This window comes from Roseateles sp. GW821-FHT09G03, assembly GCF_059416045.1.
In genome coordinates this window covers 449,549-462,210 of the sequence record NZ_JBWKOK010000005.1, presented here as the reverse complement: position 1 = coordinate 462,210, position 12,662 = coordinate 449,549, and the positions used below count along the sequence as shown (strand labels likewise).

Annotated in this window: 14 protein-coding genes; 10 read left to right on the top strand and 4 right to left on the bottom strand. The window is 68.1% G+C overall.

Features of this window, described 5'->3' with window-relative positions; all coding sequences use genetic code 11:
* Positions 1-143 precede the first annotated feature (143 nt).
* Positions 144-1,148, bottom strand: a complete 1,005-nt coding sequence (locus AC07OZ_RS20725; RefSeq protein ID WP_067275111.1) for a sigma 54-interacting transcriptional regulator — start codon at positions 1,146-1,148, stop codon at positions 144-146.
* A 376-nt stretch (positions 1,149-1,524) separates the two neighbouring features.
* Between AC07OZ_RS20725 and AC07OZ_RS20720 the strand changes: the two genes are divergently transcribed.
* The 3 genes from AC07OZ_RS20720 to AC07OZ_RS20710 all read left to right on the top strand — a co-directional run bounded on the left by AC07OZ_RS20720 (position 1,525) and on the right by AC07OZ_RS20710 (position 3,624).
* Positions 1,525-2,175, top strand: a complete 651-nt coding sequence (locus AC07OZ_RS20720; protein ID WP_495468964.1) for a DUF7146 domain-containing protein — start codon at positions 1,525-1,527, stop codon at positions 2,173-2,175.
* Positions 2,172-2,741: a 3'-5' exoribonuclease domain-containing protein gene (locus AC07OZ_RS20715; protein ID WP_495468963.1), complete on the top strand. Its 570-nt coding sequence runs from the start codon at positions 2,172-2,174 to the stop codon at positions 2,739-2,741. The genes AC07OZ_RS20720 and AC07OZ_RS20715 overlap by 4 nt, the downstream gene beginning before the upstream one ends.
* Positions 2,742-2,814: 73 nt before the next feature.
* Complete coding sequence (locus AC07OZ_RS20710) at positions 2,815-3,624, top strand: radical SAM protein (protein ID WP_495468962.1); 810 nt, start codon at positions 2,815-2,817, stop codon at positions 3,622-3,624.
* Positions 3,625-3,637: 13 nt separating this feature from the next.
* Here the strand turns inward: AC07OZ_RS20710 and AC07OZ_RS20705 are convergent, their stop codons facing one another.
* Positions 3,638-4,555 carry a YicC/YloC family endoribonuclease gene (locus tag AC07OZ_RS20705; protein WP_495468961.1) on the bottom strand — a complete coding sequence of 306 codons (918 nt, stop codon included), beginning with the start codon at positions 4,553-4,555 and terminating at the stop codon, positions 3,638-3,640.
* 31 nt (positions 4,556-4,586) lie between these two features.
* Between AC07OZ_RS20705 and AC07OZ_RS20700 the strand changes: the two genes are divergently transcribed.
* From AC07OZ_RS20700 to hemW, 5 genes are read left to right on the top strand one after another with little or no spacing between them, the layout of a single operon-like run.
* Entirely contained in the window at positions 4,587-5,555 is a 969-nt protein-coding gene (locus AC07OZ_RS20700) for a serine/threonine protein kinase (RefSeq protein WP_058936168.1), read from the top strand.
* On the top strand, positions 5,552-6,451 hold the full coding sequence (locus AC07OZ_RS20695) for a PP2C family protein-serine/threonine phosphatase (protein ID WP_067275106.1): 900 nt from the start codon (positions 5,552-5,554) through the stop codon (positions 6,449-6,451). The genes AC07OZ_RS20700 and AC07OZ_RS20695 overlap by 4 nt, the downstream gene beginning before the upstream one ends.
* Positions 6,452-6,471: 20 nt before the next feature.
* The gene (rph, locus tag AC07OZ_RS20690; RefSeq protein WP_495468960.1) at positions 6,472-7,206 is read left to right on the top strand and encodes a ribonuclease PH; all 735 of its coding nucleotides are present in this window, start codon (positions 6,472-6,474) and stop codon (positions 7,204-7,206) included.
* Between the two features lie 49 nt (positions 7,207-7,255).
* Complete coding sequence (gene rdgB / locus AC07OZ_RS20685) at positions 7,256-7,861, top strand: RdgB/HAM1 family non-canonical purine NTP pyrophosphatase (protein WP_495468959.1); 606 nt, start codon at positions 7,256-7,258, stop codon at positions 7,859-7,861.
* A gap of 10 nt (positions 7,862-7,871) precedes the next feature.
* Positions 7,872-9,056, top strand: coding sequence for a radical SAM family heme chaperone HemW (gene hemW, locus AC07OZ_RS20680; protein WP_495468991.1), 1,185 nt, complete (start codon positions 7,872-7,874; stop codon positions 9,054-9,056).
* 26 nt (positions 9,057-9,082) lie between these two features.
* Here the strand turns inward: hemW and AC07OZ_RS20675 are convergent, their stop codons facing one another.
* Positions 9,083-10,051 carry a LysR substrate-binding domain-containing protein gene (locus AC07OZ_RS20675; RefSeq protein WP_495468958.1) on the bottom strand — a complete coding sequence of 323 codons (969 nt, stop codon included), beginning with the start codon at positions 10,049-10,051 and terminating at the stop codon, positions 9,083-9,085.
* A gap of 166 nt (positions 10,052-10,217) precedes the next feature.
* Here AC07OZ_RS20675 and AC07OZ_RS20670 point away from each other — a divergent pair, with 166 nt between their 5' ends.
* Both AC07OZ_RS20670 and AC07OZ_RS20665 read left to right on the top strand, forming a co-directional pair.
* On the top strand, positions 10,218-10,583 hold the full coding sequence (locus tag AC07OZ_RS20670; RefSeq protein ID WP_495468957.1) for a hypothetical protein: 366 nt from the start codon (positions 10,218-10,220) through the stop codon (positions 10,581-10,583).
* Complete coding sequence (locus AC07OZ_RS20665; protein ID WP_495468956.1) at positions 10,580-10,996, top strand: nuclear transport factor 2 family protein; 417 nt, start codon at positions 10,580-10,582, stop codon at positions 10,994-10,996. Before AC07OZ_RS20670 ends, AC07OZ_RS20665 begins: the two co-directional genes overlap by 4 nt.
* On the opposite strand, the gene AC07OZ_RS20660 is transcribed toward AC07OZ_RS20665, so the two are convergent.
* Complete coding sequence (locus AC07OZ_RS20660) at positions 10,993-12,477, bottom strand: ATP-dependent nuclease (protein WP_495468955.1); 1,485 nt, start codon at positions 12,475-12,477, stop codon at positions 10,993-10,995. The genes AC07OZ_RS20665 and AC07OZ_RS20660 overlap by 4 nt on opposite strands.
* Positions 12,478-12,662: the final 185 nt, after the last annotated feature.

The following is a 12,662-nucleotide window of genomic DNA, read 5'->3' as shown; positions in this document are numbered from 1 at the left end:
GTGGATGCTGGTGACTGGGTGACTGCGGACCCGTCTGCGGCGACCCGGCGGGTCATGGGCGACCCGCCGGATTGCGCACGGCAATCGCGCACGGCGAAGCCGCCGCGAGGTAGGCGGCGGCAAAGTCTCAAGAGGAGGGAAGATCAGTTCGGAGAATCGAAGGCGTCGCGCTCCAGGCCGTGCTTCTTCAGCAGCTTGCCGAGTGCGCGGCGTTCCTTGCCGGCGAGACGCGCGGCGTGCGTCACGTTGCCGTGCGCGGAGTGCATCAGCTGTTCGAGGTAGCTGCGCTCGAAGTGCAGCATGGCCTCGTCGCGCGCGTCGTTGAAGGCGCGCAGGTCGCCGGCAGAAACCGCTCCGTCGCTGCGTGGTGCGCCGGTCGCGCTGATCGAATTCGTCGCACACGGGCGCAGGTCAAGCTCATCGCCGTCCGACAGCATCAGCGCGCGCTGCACGCGGTTGTCGAGCTCGCGCACGTTGCCGGGCCACGCGTAACGCGCGATCCAGTCGACGCAGCCGGGTGCGAGCGCGCGCGGCGGCAGCGCGTGCTGCCGCGCGTGTCTCGCGATGAAGTACTCGGCGAGCACGCGCGCGTCGCCGGGCCGGTCGCGCAGCGGCGGCATCTCCAGCAGCAGCACGTTGAGCCGGAAGGCCAGGTCGTCGCGGAAGGCGCCGGTCTCCAGCAACTCGTGCAGACGCGGGCTGGCCGCGGCCACGACGCGCACGTCGCCGCAGCATTCGCGCGTGCCGCCGACCGGCCGGTAGCGGAAGTCCTGCAGGAAGCGCAGCAGCGACACCTGCGCGCGCAGGGGCAGCGAGTCGAGTTCGTCGAGGAACAGCGTGCCGCCCTCGGCCGCCGCGATGAGACCGCTGCGGGCCTGGCGGGCATCGGTGAAGGCGCCGCGCTCGCAGCCGAAGAGCTCGCTCTCGATCAGCGTCTCCGGCACGGCGCCGCAGTTCAGCGGCACGAAGGGCGCGTCGCGCCGCTCCGACTCGTAATGGATTGCGCGCGCGGCCAGTTCCTTGCCGGTGCCGGTCTCGCCGACGATCAGCACGGGCGCGTCGTAGCGCGCCATGCGCTCGATCAGCGTGAGCGCCTGCAGGAAGGCCGGCGCGCGGCCGACGAGCTGGGGAGAGCGCTCACTCAGCATGAGCGCACTCCCATGACTCGTTCGGGCGTGACTCGTTCGGACGTGACTCGTTCGGACGTGGCCCGCTCAGCCCTGGCGAGCGGACACAGGCACGCCGGTCCGTTCCACGGGCCCTCGATCTGTCGCGGGGAGACTGGCATGGCAACGCCTTTCGAACGTGGAAAGGCGCCTTGGTTGGCGGTTCGAACGGATGGTTCGAGATGCATTCGTCCAGCCCGCGGTCCTCGCTTGGCCATCACTCCTCCCATGGTCATGGTGCTGGGCGCTGTTGCCGCAGTTCTAGTCGCCAAGCTAGGTCACCACCCCGGACAGGTCAATTGCGGAACTGGGGGGATCGCCACGTAACAGTCGAGCCTGCGAGGAGGAAGATCGAACCATGGTCCCCTTCACCCGCGACCCCGTCTGCATGCCCCGATCCGGCGAGTCGGCGGCCGAGCGCTTCGCGCGGGCGCTGCCGCTGGCCGGAACGCCGGGCCAGGACTACGTCGAGCGTCGTGGCATTCCGCTGGCCATTGCGGACGCGGCGGGACTGCGCTTCGATGCGGACTGGGCGGGACGTGCCGCGGTCCTGGTGGCGTTACATGACCATGCAGGCGAGTTGGTCTCGGTGCATGGCCGTTACCTCAGCACCGTGCGCGGCCAGGACAAGATGCTGACGATCGGCCCGGGCGGCGGTGTCGTGGACATCGGGGACGGTCGGCGTGGCGAGCCGCTGATCCTCGTCGAAGGCGTCTTCGACGCGTTGTCGCTGGCGGTCTGCGGTTGCAGCGGCGTGGCCACGATCGGTCGCTGGGCGCCGTGGCTGCCGCAGGTTTGCGCCGATCGGATCACGTGGCTGGGTTTCGACGCCAACCGACCCGGCGAGTGCGAGGCGGCCGCGTATGCGCAGCGCCTGTCGCGCGTGCGCCGTCTGCCGCCGCCGCCGCGCTGCAAGGACTGGAACACCGCGCTGTGCAAGCGCGGTCGCGCCGAGGTGTCCCGCTGGCTTCGCGACCGGCTCGCGCTCGCAGATACTGCGTCCTCATGAACGAGAAAACCCGCACCGAGATCTACGTCAGCACCGATGTCGAGGTCGACGGACCGATCCCCGGCCCGCACTCGATGCTGAGCTTCGGATCGGCCGCGTACCTCGCCGACAAGACGCTGGTGGCGACCTTCTCGGCGAATCTGGAAACGCTCCCCGACGCCACTGGTCATCCCGACACGATGGCGTGGTGGGCGCAGCAGCCGGACGCCTGGGCGGCCTCGCGCACCGACCTGCGATCGCCTCAGGCCGCGATGGTCGACTACGTCGCCTGGCTCGAAGGCTTGCCCGGACAGCCCGTGTTCGTCGGGTATCCCGCGTCCTTCGACTTCATGTTCGTCTACTGGTACCTGATCCGCTTCGCGGGGCGCAGCCCGTTCAGCTTCTCCGCGCTCGACGTGAAGACGATGGCCATGGTGATGCTGCGCCGCGACTACCGCCGCAGCACCAAGAGCGCGATGCCCAAGCGCTGGTTCGACGACCTGCCGCATTCCCACGTCGCGCTTGACGACGCGATCGAGCAGGGCGCACTCTTCTGCAACATGCTCGCGGAGAGTCGCCAGCGCTGAGGCAGCCGCGCGCGGAAGCGCGCAGGCCCATCGTTGCGAACACCCGGACAGCGCGGGCCAGGGAGAGACCGTCATGGACGCGAAGTCGACGCCACCACCGCGTCTGCCTGCGACGATGTGTTTTCGCGTGACGCGCTATTGCAATGCGCGATGCGGCTTCTGCCTCGCGCCGCCGGATGGTGTGCATCCGGACGTCGGGCTGTTGAAGCAGCGCGTGGACTGGCTCGTCACGCATGGCATGCGGACGGTCCACTTCTGCGGCGGCGAGCCGACGATCCATCCCGGACTCGCGGAGCTGCTCGTCCACGCGCGGGCCCGCGGCTGCACGACACGGCTCACGACCAACGGCATCGCGCTGCCGGACGGGTTGCTCGCCGCGCTGCGCGCGACCGGCACCGCCGTGAAGCTGAGCCTGCATGGTGATCAGCCGCATCACGATGCGATCGTCGGGCGACCCGCTTTCGATCTGGCGACCGTGCATCTGTGCGCAATGCTGGCCGCGCGCGTGCCGACGACGGTGCAGACAACCCTCGTCGCGGGCGGGGAGTGGGTGCTCGATTGGATGGCGGACTACTGCCTCGCACTTGGTGTGCGACGGCTGAGTCTTCTGCCGTTCATCCCGCGCGGCAGCGGCGTGCAGACGGAGGATCGCTACGGCCTGACCCCCGCGCAACGCAGGCAGCTGCGCGAGCGCGTGCGACGCAAGCGCCAGGTCTTGCTGGGGCGACTGGAGGTGAGGTGGCTCGACTTCGCGTCGCAGCCACTGCCGGTCGTGGAGGCCGACGGCCGCGTGGTGCTGGAGCGGGCGAGCGAGGCGCTGGATACGGTGATCGCCGTGATTCCAGGGCCTGTGGTGCTGAGGAAGAGGGTGGCCGTCGCCTGACGGCCACGCCCGCTCACTCGATGTTCTGCACCTGTTCCTTCATCTGCTCGATCGCGACCTTCATCTCGACCGAGATGTTGGTCAGCTCGATGGCCACGGCCTTCGAGCCCAGCGTGTTGGCTTCGCGGTGCAGTTCCTGCATCAGGAAGTCCAGGCGCTTGCCGACCTCGCCGCCTTTCTTCAGCAGCCGGTCGATCTCGTCCAGGTGCGAGCGCAGTCGCGTCAGCTCCTCGGCCACGTCGATGCGCAGCGCGTAGGCCGCGGCCTCGTTGACGGCGCGCTCCTGCAGCGACTGCTCGGAGATCGTCTGCGTCGCGCCGGTGGCGCTCAGCGCTTCCTGCCAGCGTTCCAGGAAACGCTCGCGCTGGCGTTGCACCGCGGCCGGGATCAGCGGCTCGGCTTGTGTGGCGAGGTCCCGCAAAGTGGCGACGCGCTGCTTGAGCATCGTGACCAATTTGGCCCCTTCGCGCTCTCGCGCTTCCAGGAATCCCTTGATGCAGTGACGCGCGGCGTCGAGCACCGTCTCGTCGTTCGCCGAGGCGCCCGTCGCGCCGGTCTTGCACCAGTTCAAGGCTTCCTGGACGCTCAAACCCTGCGCCTTCGGCAGCCAGGATTGCACCTGCGATTCCAGCCGCGAAAGCCGGTTGAGCTGCTCTGGCTGCGGGTTCGGCCAGGAATTGTCGGTGTCTCGGTGGGTGTTGATCCTCAGTTCGATCTTGCCTCGCTTGACGCTGCCCGAGACGAGCTCGCGCAGCGCTGGCTCGAGCGAGCGCAGCTCGTCGGGCATGCGGAAACTCAGGTCGAGGAAGCGTCCGTTCACCGAGCGCGCCTCCACCGTGACCGCGGGTTGGGTGGCCGGGCTAGGGGTTTCGCCGGAGTTCGCGGGTTGTGCCGTGGCGCTGGCATAACCGGTCATGCTGTAAACTGGCATCAGCTATCGGTAGAACAATCGAACCGCGATTATGTCAAAGCCGAAACCGGCGCCCTTGCCCGCAGGCACGGTGGTGGGGGGCTATCAGATCATCAAGAAACTGGCTGCGGGTGGATTCGGCGTCGTTTATCTCGCCGAAGACCCCGACCATCACTTGGTGGCTCTGAAGGAATACCTCCCCTCGTCCCTTGCAGAACGATCTCCCGGAGAACTCACGCCCCGCGTGAAACCGGAGAAACAGCCCCTATACCGCCTGGGGTTGCGCAGCTTTTTCGAGGAAGGCCGCTCCCTCGCGCAAATTTCGCATCCGAGCGTCGTCTCGGTGCTGAATTTCCTGCGCGAGAACGAGACCGTCTATATGGTCATGAATTACCTGCAGGGCGATACCTTGCAGGATTTCATCGTGACCGCGCGGGATTTGAAGCGTGACAAGGTGTTCCGGGAATCGACCATCCGGTCGCTTTTCGACGAAATCCTGAAGGGCCTGCGCATCGTGCACCAGCACAAGATGCTGCACCTGGACATCAAGCCGGCCAATATCTTCATCACCAACGACAACAAGGCGGTGCTGCTCGATTTCGGCGCGGCCCGCGAAGTGCTGTCCAAGGAAGGCAACTTCATCCGGCCGATGTACACGCCCGGCTTCGCCGCGCCCGAGATGTACAGACGCGACGGCTCGCTGGGCCCGTGGACCGACATCTACGCGATCGGCGCCTGCATCTACGCCTGCATGCAGGGCTATCCGCCCAACGATGCGCCGCAGCGCCTGGAGAAGGACCGGCTCGGCCTGTCGCTCTCGCGCCTGCGCAACGTGTATTCCGACAACCTGCTCGAAGTGACCGAGTGGTGCATGTCGCTCGACCCGCTGACCCGTCCGCAGAGCGTCTTCGCGCTGCAGAAGGAACTGTCCCGCGAGACCGAGCGCCGCTACACCAAGCTGAGCTTCAGTGAGCGCCTCAAGCTGCAGCTGGAGAACCTGAAGACCGGGGCCAAGGCGTGAAGTTCTCCGTCTACCAGGTGAGCCGCCGGGGCGGGCGCGAGAAGAACGAAGACCGCATGGGGTATTGCTATACCCGCGAGGCCGGTCTCTTCGCGCTGGCCGACGGCATGGGCGGCCATCCGGACGGCGAAGTCGCCGCCCATTTGGCGCTCCAGAACGTCGCGGCGCTGTTCCAGCGCGATGCGCAACCGGTGATCAAGGAGCCGTCGCAGTTCCTCGAGACGGCGGTGCTGCTCGCGCACCAGCAGCTGCTGACCTACGCGCAGCAACGCGGCATGAACGACACGCCGCGCACGACCATCGTCGTCGGGCTGATGCAACAGGGTCAGATCTGGTGGGCGCATTGCGGGGACTCCCGCATGTACCTGCTGCGCGAGACCGAGCTGATCGCCCGCACGCGCGACCATTCCTACAGCGAGCTGCAGGAAGCGCTGGGCCGCCACGCGACCGGCGCCGAGCGCTTCAACCGCCACGTGCTGTTCACCTGCCTGGGCAGCCCCGGCAAGCCGATGATCGACGTCAACGGCCCGGTGCTGCTGCAGAACGGCGACCGGATGCTGCTGTGCTCGGACGGGTTGTGGAGCTCGGTCAGCGACGTGGACATCCTGCGCCACATGTCCGACAGCCGCTCGGTCGGCGACGCGGTGCCGGAGCTCGTCGAGCAGGCGCTGCGCCAGGCCGGCGCGCGCAGCGACAATGTGACGGCCCTGGCCGTGGAGTGGGAAGGCGAGGGCGATGCCCCGGATTCCATCTCCACGCAGGACCTCGACCAGGAAGGCTTCGCCTCCACGATCCATGGGGCCACCCAGGACGTGCAGCTCGACGAAGCCGAGATCGATTCCGCCGTGCGCGAGATCCAGGACGCGATCCGCAAGGCCGGCAAGAAGCCCCACTGAAGGCACCAAAGGATTTCCTCATGATCAGCAGCGCCACCCGCCCGCAAGGGCGCGCGGCGGACGCCTTGCGTCCGGTCCGCATCACCCGCCACTACACCCGCCACGCCGAAGGCGCGGTGCTGATCGAGTTCGGCGATACGAAGGTGCTGTGCACCGCGTCGGTCGAAGAGAAGGTGCCGCCGCACAAGCGCGGCAGCGGCGAGGGCTGGGTCACCGCCGAGTACGGCATGCTGCCCCGCGCCACGCACACCCGCAGCGACCGCGAGGCCGCGCGCGGCAAGCAGACCGGCCGCACGCAGGAGATCCAGCGCCTGATCGGCCGTGCGCTGCGCGCGGTGTTCGACCTGTCCAAGCTCGGCGAGCGCACGATCCAGATCGACTGCGACGTGATCCAGGCCGACGGCGGCACGCGCACCGCGGCGATCACCGGCGCCTACGTGGCCGCGCATGACGCGGTGAGCTGGCTGATCGCGCAGGGCAAGATCGCCGCGTCGCCGTTGAAGGACGCGGTCGCCGCGATCTCCGTCGGCATCCTGGACGGCCAGGCGCTGCTGGACCTCGAGTACGTCGAGGACTCCGCCTGCGACACCGACATGAACGTGGTCATGACCGGTGCGGGACACTTCGTCGAACTGCAGGGCACGGCAGAAGGCGTCGCGTTCACGCGCGCCGAGGTCGACGTGCTGCTGAACCTCGCCGAGAAGGGCATCCGCGAGCTGCTCGCCGCGCAGCGCGAGGCGCTTGGCCTGAAGTGATTTTCCGGGGGGCGAGTTCCCCCGTCCTCTCCGTCGATTGGAGCAAGCGATGAAGTTGGTCCTGGCCTCCAACAATGCGAAGAAGCTGAAGGAACTGCAGGCGCTGTTCGAGCCGCTGGGCATCGCCCTCGTGACGCAGGGCAGCCTCGGCATCCCGGAGGCGGAAGAGCCCTTCCACACCTTCGTCGAGAACGGGTTGACCAAGGCGCGCCATGCGGCGAAGGCCAGCGGTCTGCCCGCGCTCGCGGACGATTCGGGCCTGGCGGTCGACGCGCTCGGCGGCATGCCGGGCGTGCTGTCGGCGCGCTACGCGACACTGTTCGGCCGCGAGAAGAGCGATGCAGAGAACAACCGCGTGCTGCTTGAGAAGCTCGAAGGCATCGAGGACAGGCGTGCGCGCTTCGTCTGCGCGCTGGTGGCGGTGCGCTCGGCCGACGACCCGGAGCCGCTGATCGCGATGGGCCGCTGGCACGGCGAGATCCTGCATGCGCTGGAAGGCGAGGGCGGCTTCGGCTACGACCCGCTGCTGTTCATTCCCGAACTCGGGAAGAGCGTCGCGGCGCTCGGCGCCGACGTGAAGAACCGCCTGAGCCATCGGGCGCTCGCGTCGCAAGACCTGCTGCACCAGATGCGCGAGAGCTGGCACCTTGGCTGACATCATCCGCATGATGCGGCCCGGCACGCTGACGCTGTCGGCGCTGCCGCCGCTGTCGCTGTACGTGCACCTGCCGTGGTGCATCCGAAAGTGCCCGTACTGCGACTTCAATTCGCATGAATACCGCGACGGGCGCGAGCTCGACGTGGAGACGGCGCGCAAATACCTCGCCGCGTTGCGGTCCGATCTGGAGGCGGCGCTGCCGCTGATCTGGGGGCGTTCCGTCGTGTCGATCTTCATCGGCGGCGGCACGCCCAGCCTGTTCGCACCGGAGCAGATCGCGGAACTGATCTCCGACCTGCGCGCACGGCTGCCGCTGGAGCCGGGCTGCGAGATCACGATGGAAGCCAATCCGGGCACCTTCGAGAAGGACCGCTTCGCCGGCTTCGCGCAGGCGGGCGTGACGCGGCTGTCCATCGGCGTGCAGAGCTTCGACGACGCGAAGCTGCACGCGCTCGGCCGCATCCACAGCGGCACGCAGGCGCGCGCGGCGATCGAGGAAGCGGCCCGATCCTTCGGCACTTTCAACATCGACCTGATGTACGCGCTGCCGGGGCAGACGCTGGCGGAGCTCGATCAGGACCTGGACATCGCGCTGGCCTTCGATCCACCGCATCTGTCGGTCTACCACCTGACGATCGAGCCCAACACGCGCTTCGCGATTTCGCCGCCGGCGCATCTGCCCGATCCCGATCTTGCCAGCGACATGCTGGACCTGATCACCGCGCGCACCGGCGCGAAGGGCATGTCGCGCTACGAGGTCTCGGCCTATGCGCGCGACGGCCATCGCTGCACGCACAACACCAACTACTGGCAGTTCGGCGATTACCTCGGCATCGGTGCCGGCGCGCACACGAAGCTCAGCTTCGCGCACCGGCTGCTGCGTCAGGTCCGTTGGCGCGATCCCGCCACCTTCATGCAGAAGGCGGCCGAGGGTCAGGCCGTGTCCAACGAGAACGAGGTCGCCCGCAACGAGCTGCCCTTCGAGTTCATGCTGAACGCGCTGCGCCTGCGCGAGGGCGTGACGATGCAAAGCTTCCTCGAGCGCACCGGCCTGCCGCCGTCGGCGATCGCCAAGGCGATGGAGCAAGGACGCGCGAAGGGGTTGCTCGATCCCGATCCGGCCGTGATCCGCGCGACGCCGCGCGGCTTCGACTTCCTCAGCGATCTGCAGGAACTGTTCCTGACCGCCTGATCGGGGCGTGGCGTGAGCGCGTACGCTCAGGTCGTGACCGGCATCTGCGGGGTTTGCGGCGTCACCTTGCCCGTTGCCAGGCAGGTCTTCGCGCCGTCGAGCGCGGCACGCGACTGCGCGGTCTCCTCGTGCAGCCAGTCGATGAACGCGCGCACGGCGGGCTCCTCGCGCGACTTCGGCCGGTAGACGATGTGATAACGCTGCGGCTCCTTGAGCATCGCCTGCCGCGGCGCGACGCGCACGAGGCGGCCGTCGAGCAGCGCATCCGCCGCCAGCAGCTCGCGCGTGAGGCCCACGCCCATGCCTTGCTCCGCCGCCTGCAGCAGGATGCCGAAGTCGTTGAAGATCGCGACGGGCACGACCTGACGCCGCAGGCCGGCCTGCGAGAACCAGTCCTCCCACTGCGCGGCGTCGCCCAGCAGCGGCGCCTGCGCGAGGGCTTCCAGTGGCTCGCCGATCAGTTGGTGCGCCAGCGCCGGCGACGCCACCGGCAGCATCGACAGGTCGAAGAGCGGCTCGCTGTCGAGGCCCGGCCACGGGCCGAGGCCCTGGCGCAGGGCGATGTCGAAGTTCTCGCGCTCCAGGTCGACCAGGCGCGGTGAAGCCTCGATCTCGATGGTCACCTCGGGATGCCGCGCGTGCCAGCGGCCCAGCCGCGGCAGCAGCCAGCGCTGCGCAAACGAGGGCAGCACCGTGACGCGCAGGCTGCGTTGTTCGATGCCGTGCGCGGCCGTCGCGGCGCGCAGGCCCTGGTCGAGTTCCTGGTAGGCGCGCTCCACGCCGCGCAGCAGCGCGCCGCCGGCCGCGTTGAGCACGACGCGTCGCCCCTGCCGGTCGAAGACGGGGAAGCCGAGTTGCAGCTCCAGCGCGCGGATCTGCTGGCTCACGGCGCTGTGCGTCAGGTTGAGCTCCTCGGACGCCGCGCGCAGGTTCTGGTGCAGCGCGGCGGCCCGGAAAGCGGCCAGGTACTGGAGCGGAAGGCGGGGGATGCGCATGGGTCGTTCGTCCTCGTTCGGGTCCTGTTCCAGGTCGGGAAGCGGCTTCCATTGGAAAGCCAGACTGCACAGGGAGGCAAGGATATAGCGTTTGGAGAGCGCTTGTTGGGCATCTAGCATTACCAGCACTGATCCAGAACTCCCCCCGATGAACGAAGGAACGACCATGAACGAGCCCGACATCACCTCCTGCCTCCGTGCCCGGGTGACCCCGCAAGTGCCGTGCTACGCCTACTCGCCATGGGCGCGCTTTCCGGTGATCGGCCCGGCGCTGACGGTGCTGATCGCGATCGTGTCGGCGCTGGCACTGGTCTCGAACGCCAACGCGTTCAACGACGTCAACGCCGAGCTGCAGATCGCCGCCCGCGAGCAGCGCGTCGCCAGGATCGAGGCGCAACGCGTCGCCCGCGAGCAGGCCGCGCGTCAGGCGACGCTGGTCGCCACGGCCAACGATCGCCAGGGCGCCGCGCCGACGGGTGCGCAGGCGACCGTGAACCGCAGCAACGAAGAGAGGAAGGGGCGCGCCCGATGAGCACGACGACGCTTGCGTCGACCTCGGCCGCCTCCGATCTGGTCCAGGCGCAACTCGACGCCTACAACGCGCATGACGTCGAGGCGCTGATCGCGACCTACGCGGCGGATGCCCGCCAGTACGAGTATCCGGACCGGCTCCTTGCAGAGGGGGCTCCGGCCTTGCGCGAGCGGATGGCGGCGCGGTTCGAGAGTTCATGCCCGCACGCGCAGCTGCTGCACCGCATCGCGCTGGGAAACACCGTCATCGACCATGAGCGCATCGTCAACCAGACGCCGGACGGCCCCGTCGTGCGCGAGTTGATCGCCATCTACGAGGTCGATGACACGCCGTCTGCCGGCAGGGAAGGCAGCAACGCCAACGGGCGCATCGTCAGCGCCCGTTTCGTGTTCGGCGAGGAGCGTCCGGCCTAGTCGTCGGCGCCGCTTTCCGCCGACGGGAGATCCAGTTCATACCAGAGCGGATCGCCCAGCGCCACGCGATGCGTCAGATAGGCGTCCAGCTTGCGCTCGAAGGCGGCGCGGGTGGTGGTGGACCCGGCCGGGTCGCGGTTGATGATGGGCACGTAGGCCGCGACGATGTGCCGGAAGTCCTCCGAGTCCGGATCCTCCAGCGCGCGCAGCACGCGATCCACCTTGCCCGACTTCATCGACTCGCCGAAACACTCGCCCTCGAAGTGCGGGAACTGTGTGTGGATGCGACCGATGCCGCCTGCCTCCACCGTTGAACGGATGTGGTCGTTCATCGTCCACATGCCGTTGCGTCCGTAGCCGCGCGCGCGCTTCACGAATCGCGTGTCGGCATCGTGGACGACGGTATAGGGCACCTGGAAATGGTTGAGGATGCGCGCGAACATCGGGAGGTTCGCCTTGCCCAGGCAATTGACGACGTGCACCGTCCGGCCCATGTTGCGTGCCATGTGCAGCATGGCGATCTGCTCGGTCGCGCCGTCGACGAGCACGATGTCGTCGCGGAAGAAGAGCTCGTTCACCAGCGGGTGGCAGGCCCGGATCATCTTCAGGCGCTCGCGTTCCCTGTCGTCGAAGGCGACCCGGTCGGTCGACAGGACATGGTTCCTCGCGCCGGGCGCGTCATCGATGCGGACGAGCGTCGCGTGGTCCTTCGTCAGGTCGATGAAGAACGGCGAACGCGTCGTCGCGATCACCCGCCAGTGCGGGTTCTGCACGGCGAAGTCGTAGAGCGTCTCGCGCGCCTCGCGGATCGTCGTCGGATGCAGGAAGGACTCCGGCTCATCGATCAGCAGGATGCGCGGCGGCCCGCCGGCGGGGGCCCTCTTCTCCGCGCCGATGCACATCAAGGACAGCGTCGACCAGAGCAGCGCGGGCAGCGTCTGGCTTTCGTTGGCCGTCAGCGGCTGCTTGAGGTGGTCCTGGCGCATGGCCACCAGCTTGGCCTGCGTCGTGTCCCTCGAGTCCGTCGGACGGATGCGAACGGGTTGCGGAATGCAGTTCATGACCGGGGAGGCGAAGCCGTCCAACGCGCCGGGTCTGCCGTCCCAGAAGTCGTCGCTGTCCGGATCGAAGGCCTGCCGGCGGGCCTGCTCGTCCGGCGCTCTCCAGACCAGGCGCAAGGCGACGCAGGCGCCGAAATCGGGATGGTCGAACTGCCATCCCTGGCCGATGCGCGCCTCGTCCTCGGTCGACACCTGGTCGAAGTAGCCGGTGATGGCGACGGGGACACCCGGGTCCTGGTTGTGGAAGTGGCTGAGGTCCAGGGCCTGCCCGCCCGAGGCGAGCACCTCGTACGCGTCCAGGATGGCGGACTTCCCGACCTTGTTGCGGCCGATCAGGACGACGATCTCGTCGATCCGGATCAGGCAGCCCGACGGGCCGATGTTCTTGAAGTTTTCGACGTGGAATCCGGCCAGGCGCATGGGCGCTCCTCCTTCGGTTGATGGACGCTTGCGAGCAGCGGACGCTGTTCGAAGCGCCTCTCCGTGGAGGCGTACCGGGCGGTTGGTTCGAAGTCGAGGCGGCAACGGCCCGTCAAGCGGGCGTGCCGGTGCGCGATCAGGCGGGCGCGACGTGGTATCGACGCGGGATCGACGCGAGGTCGAAC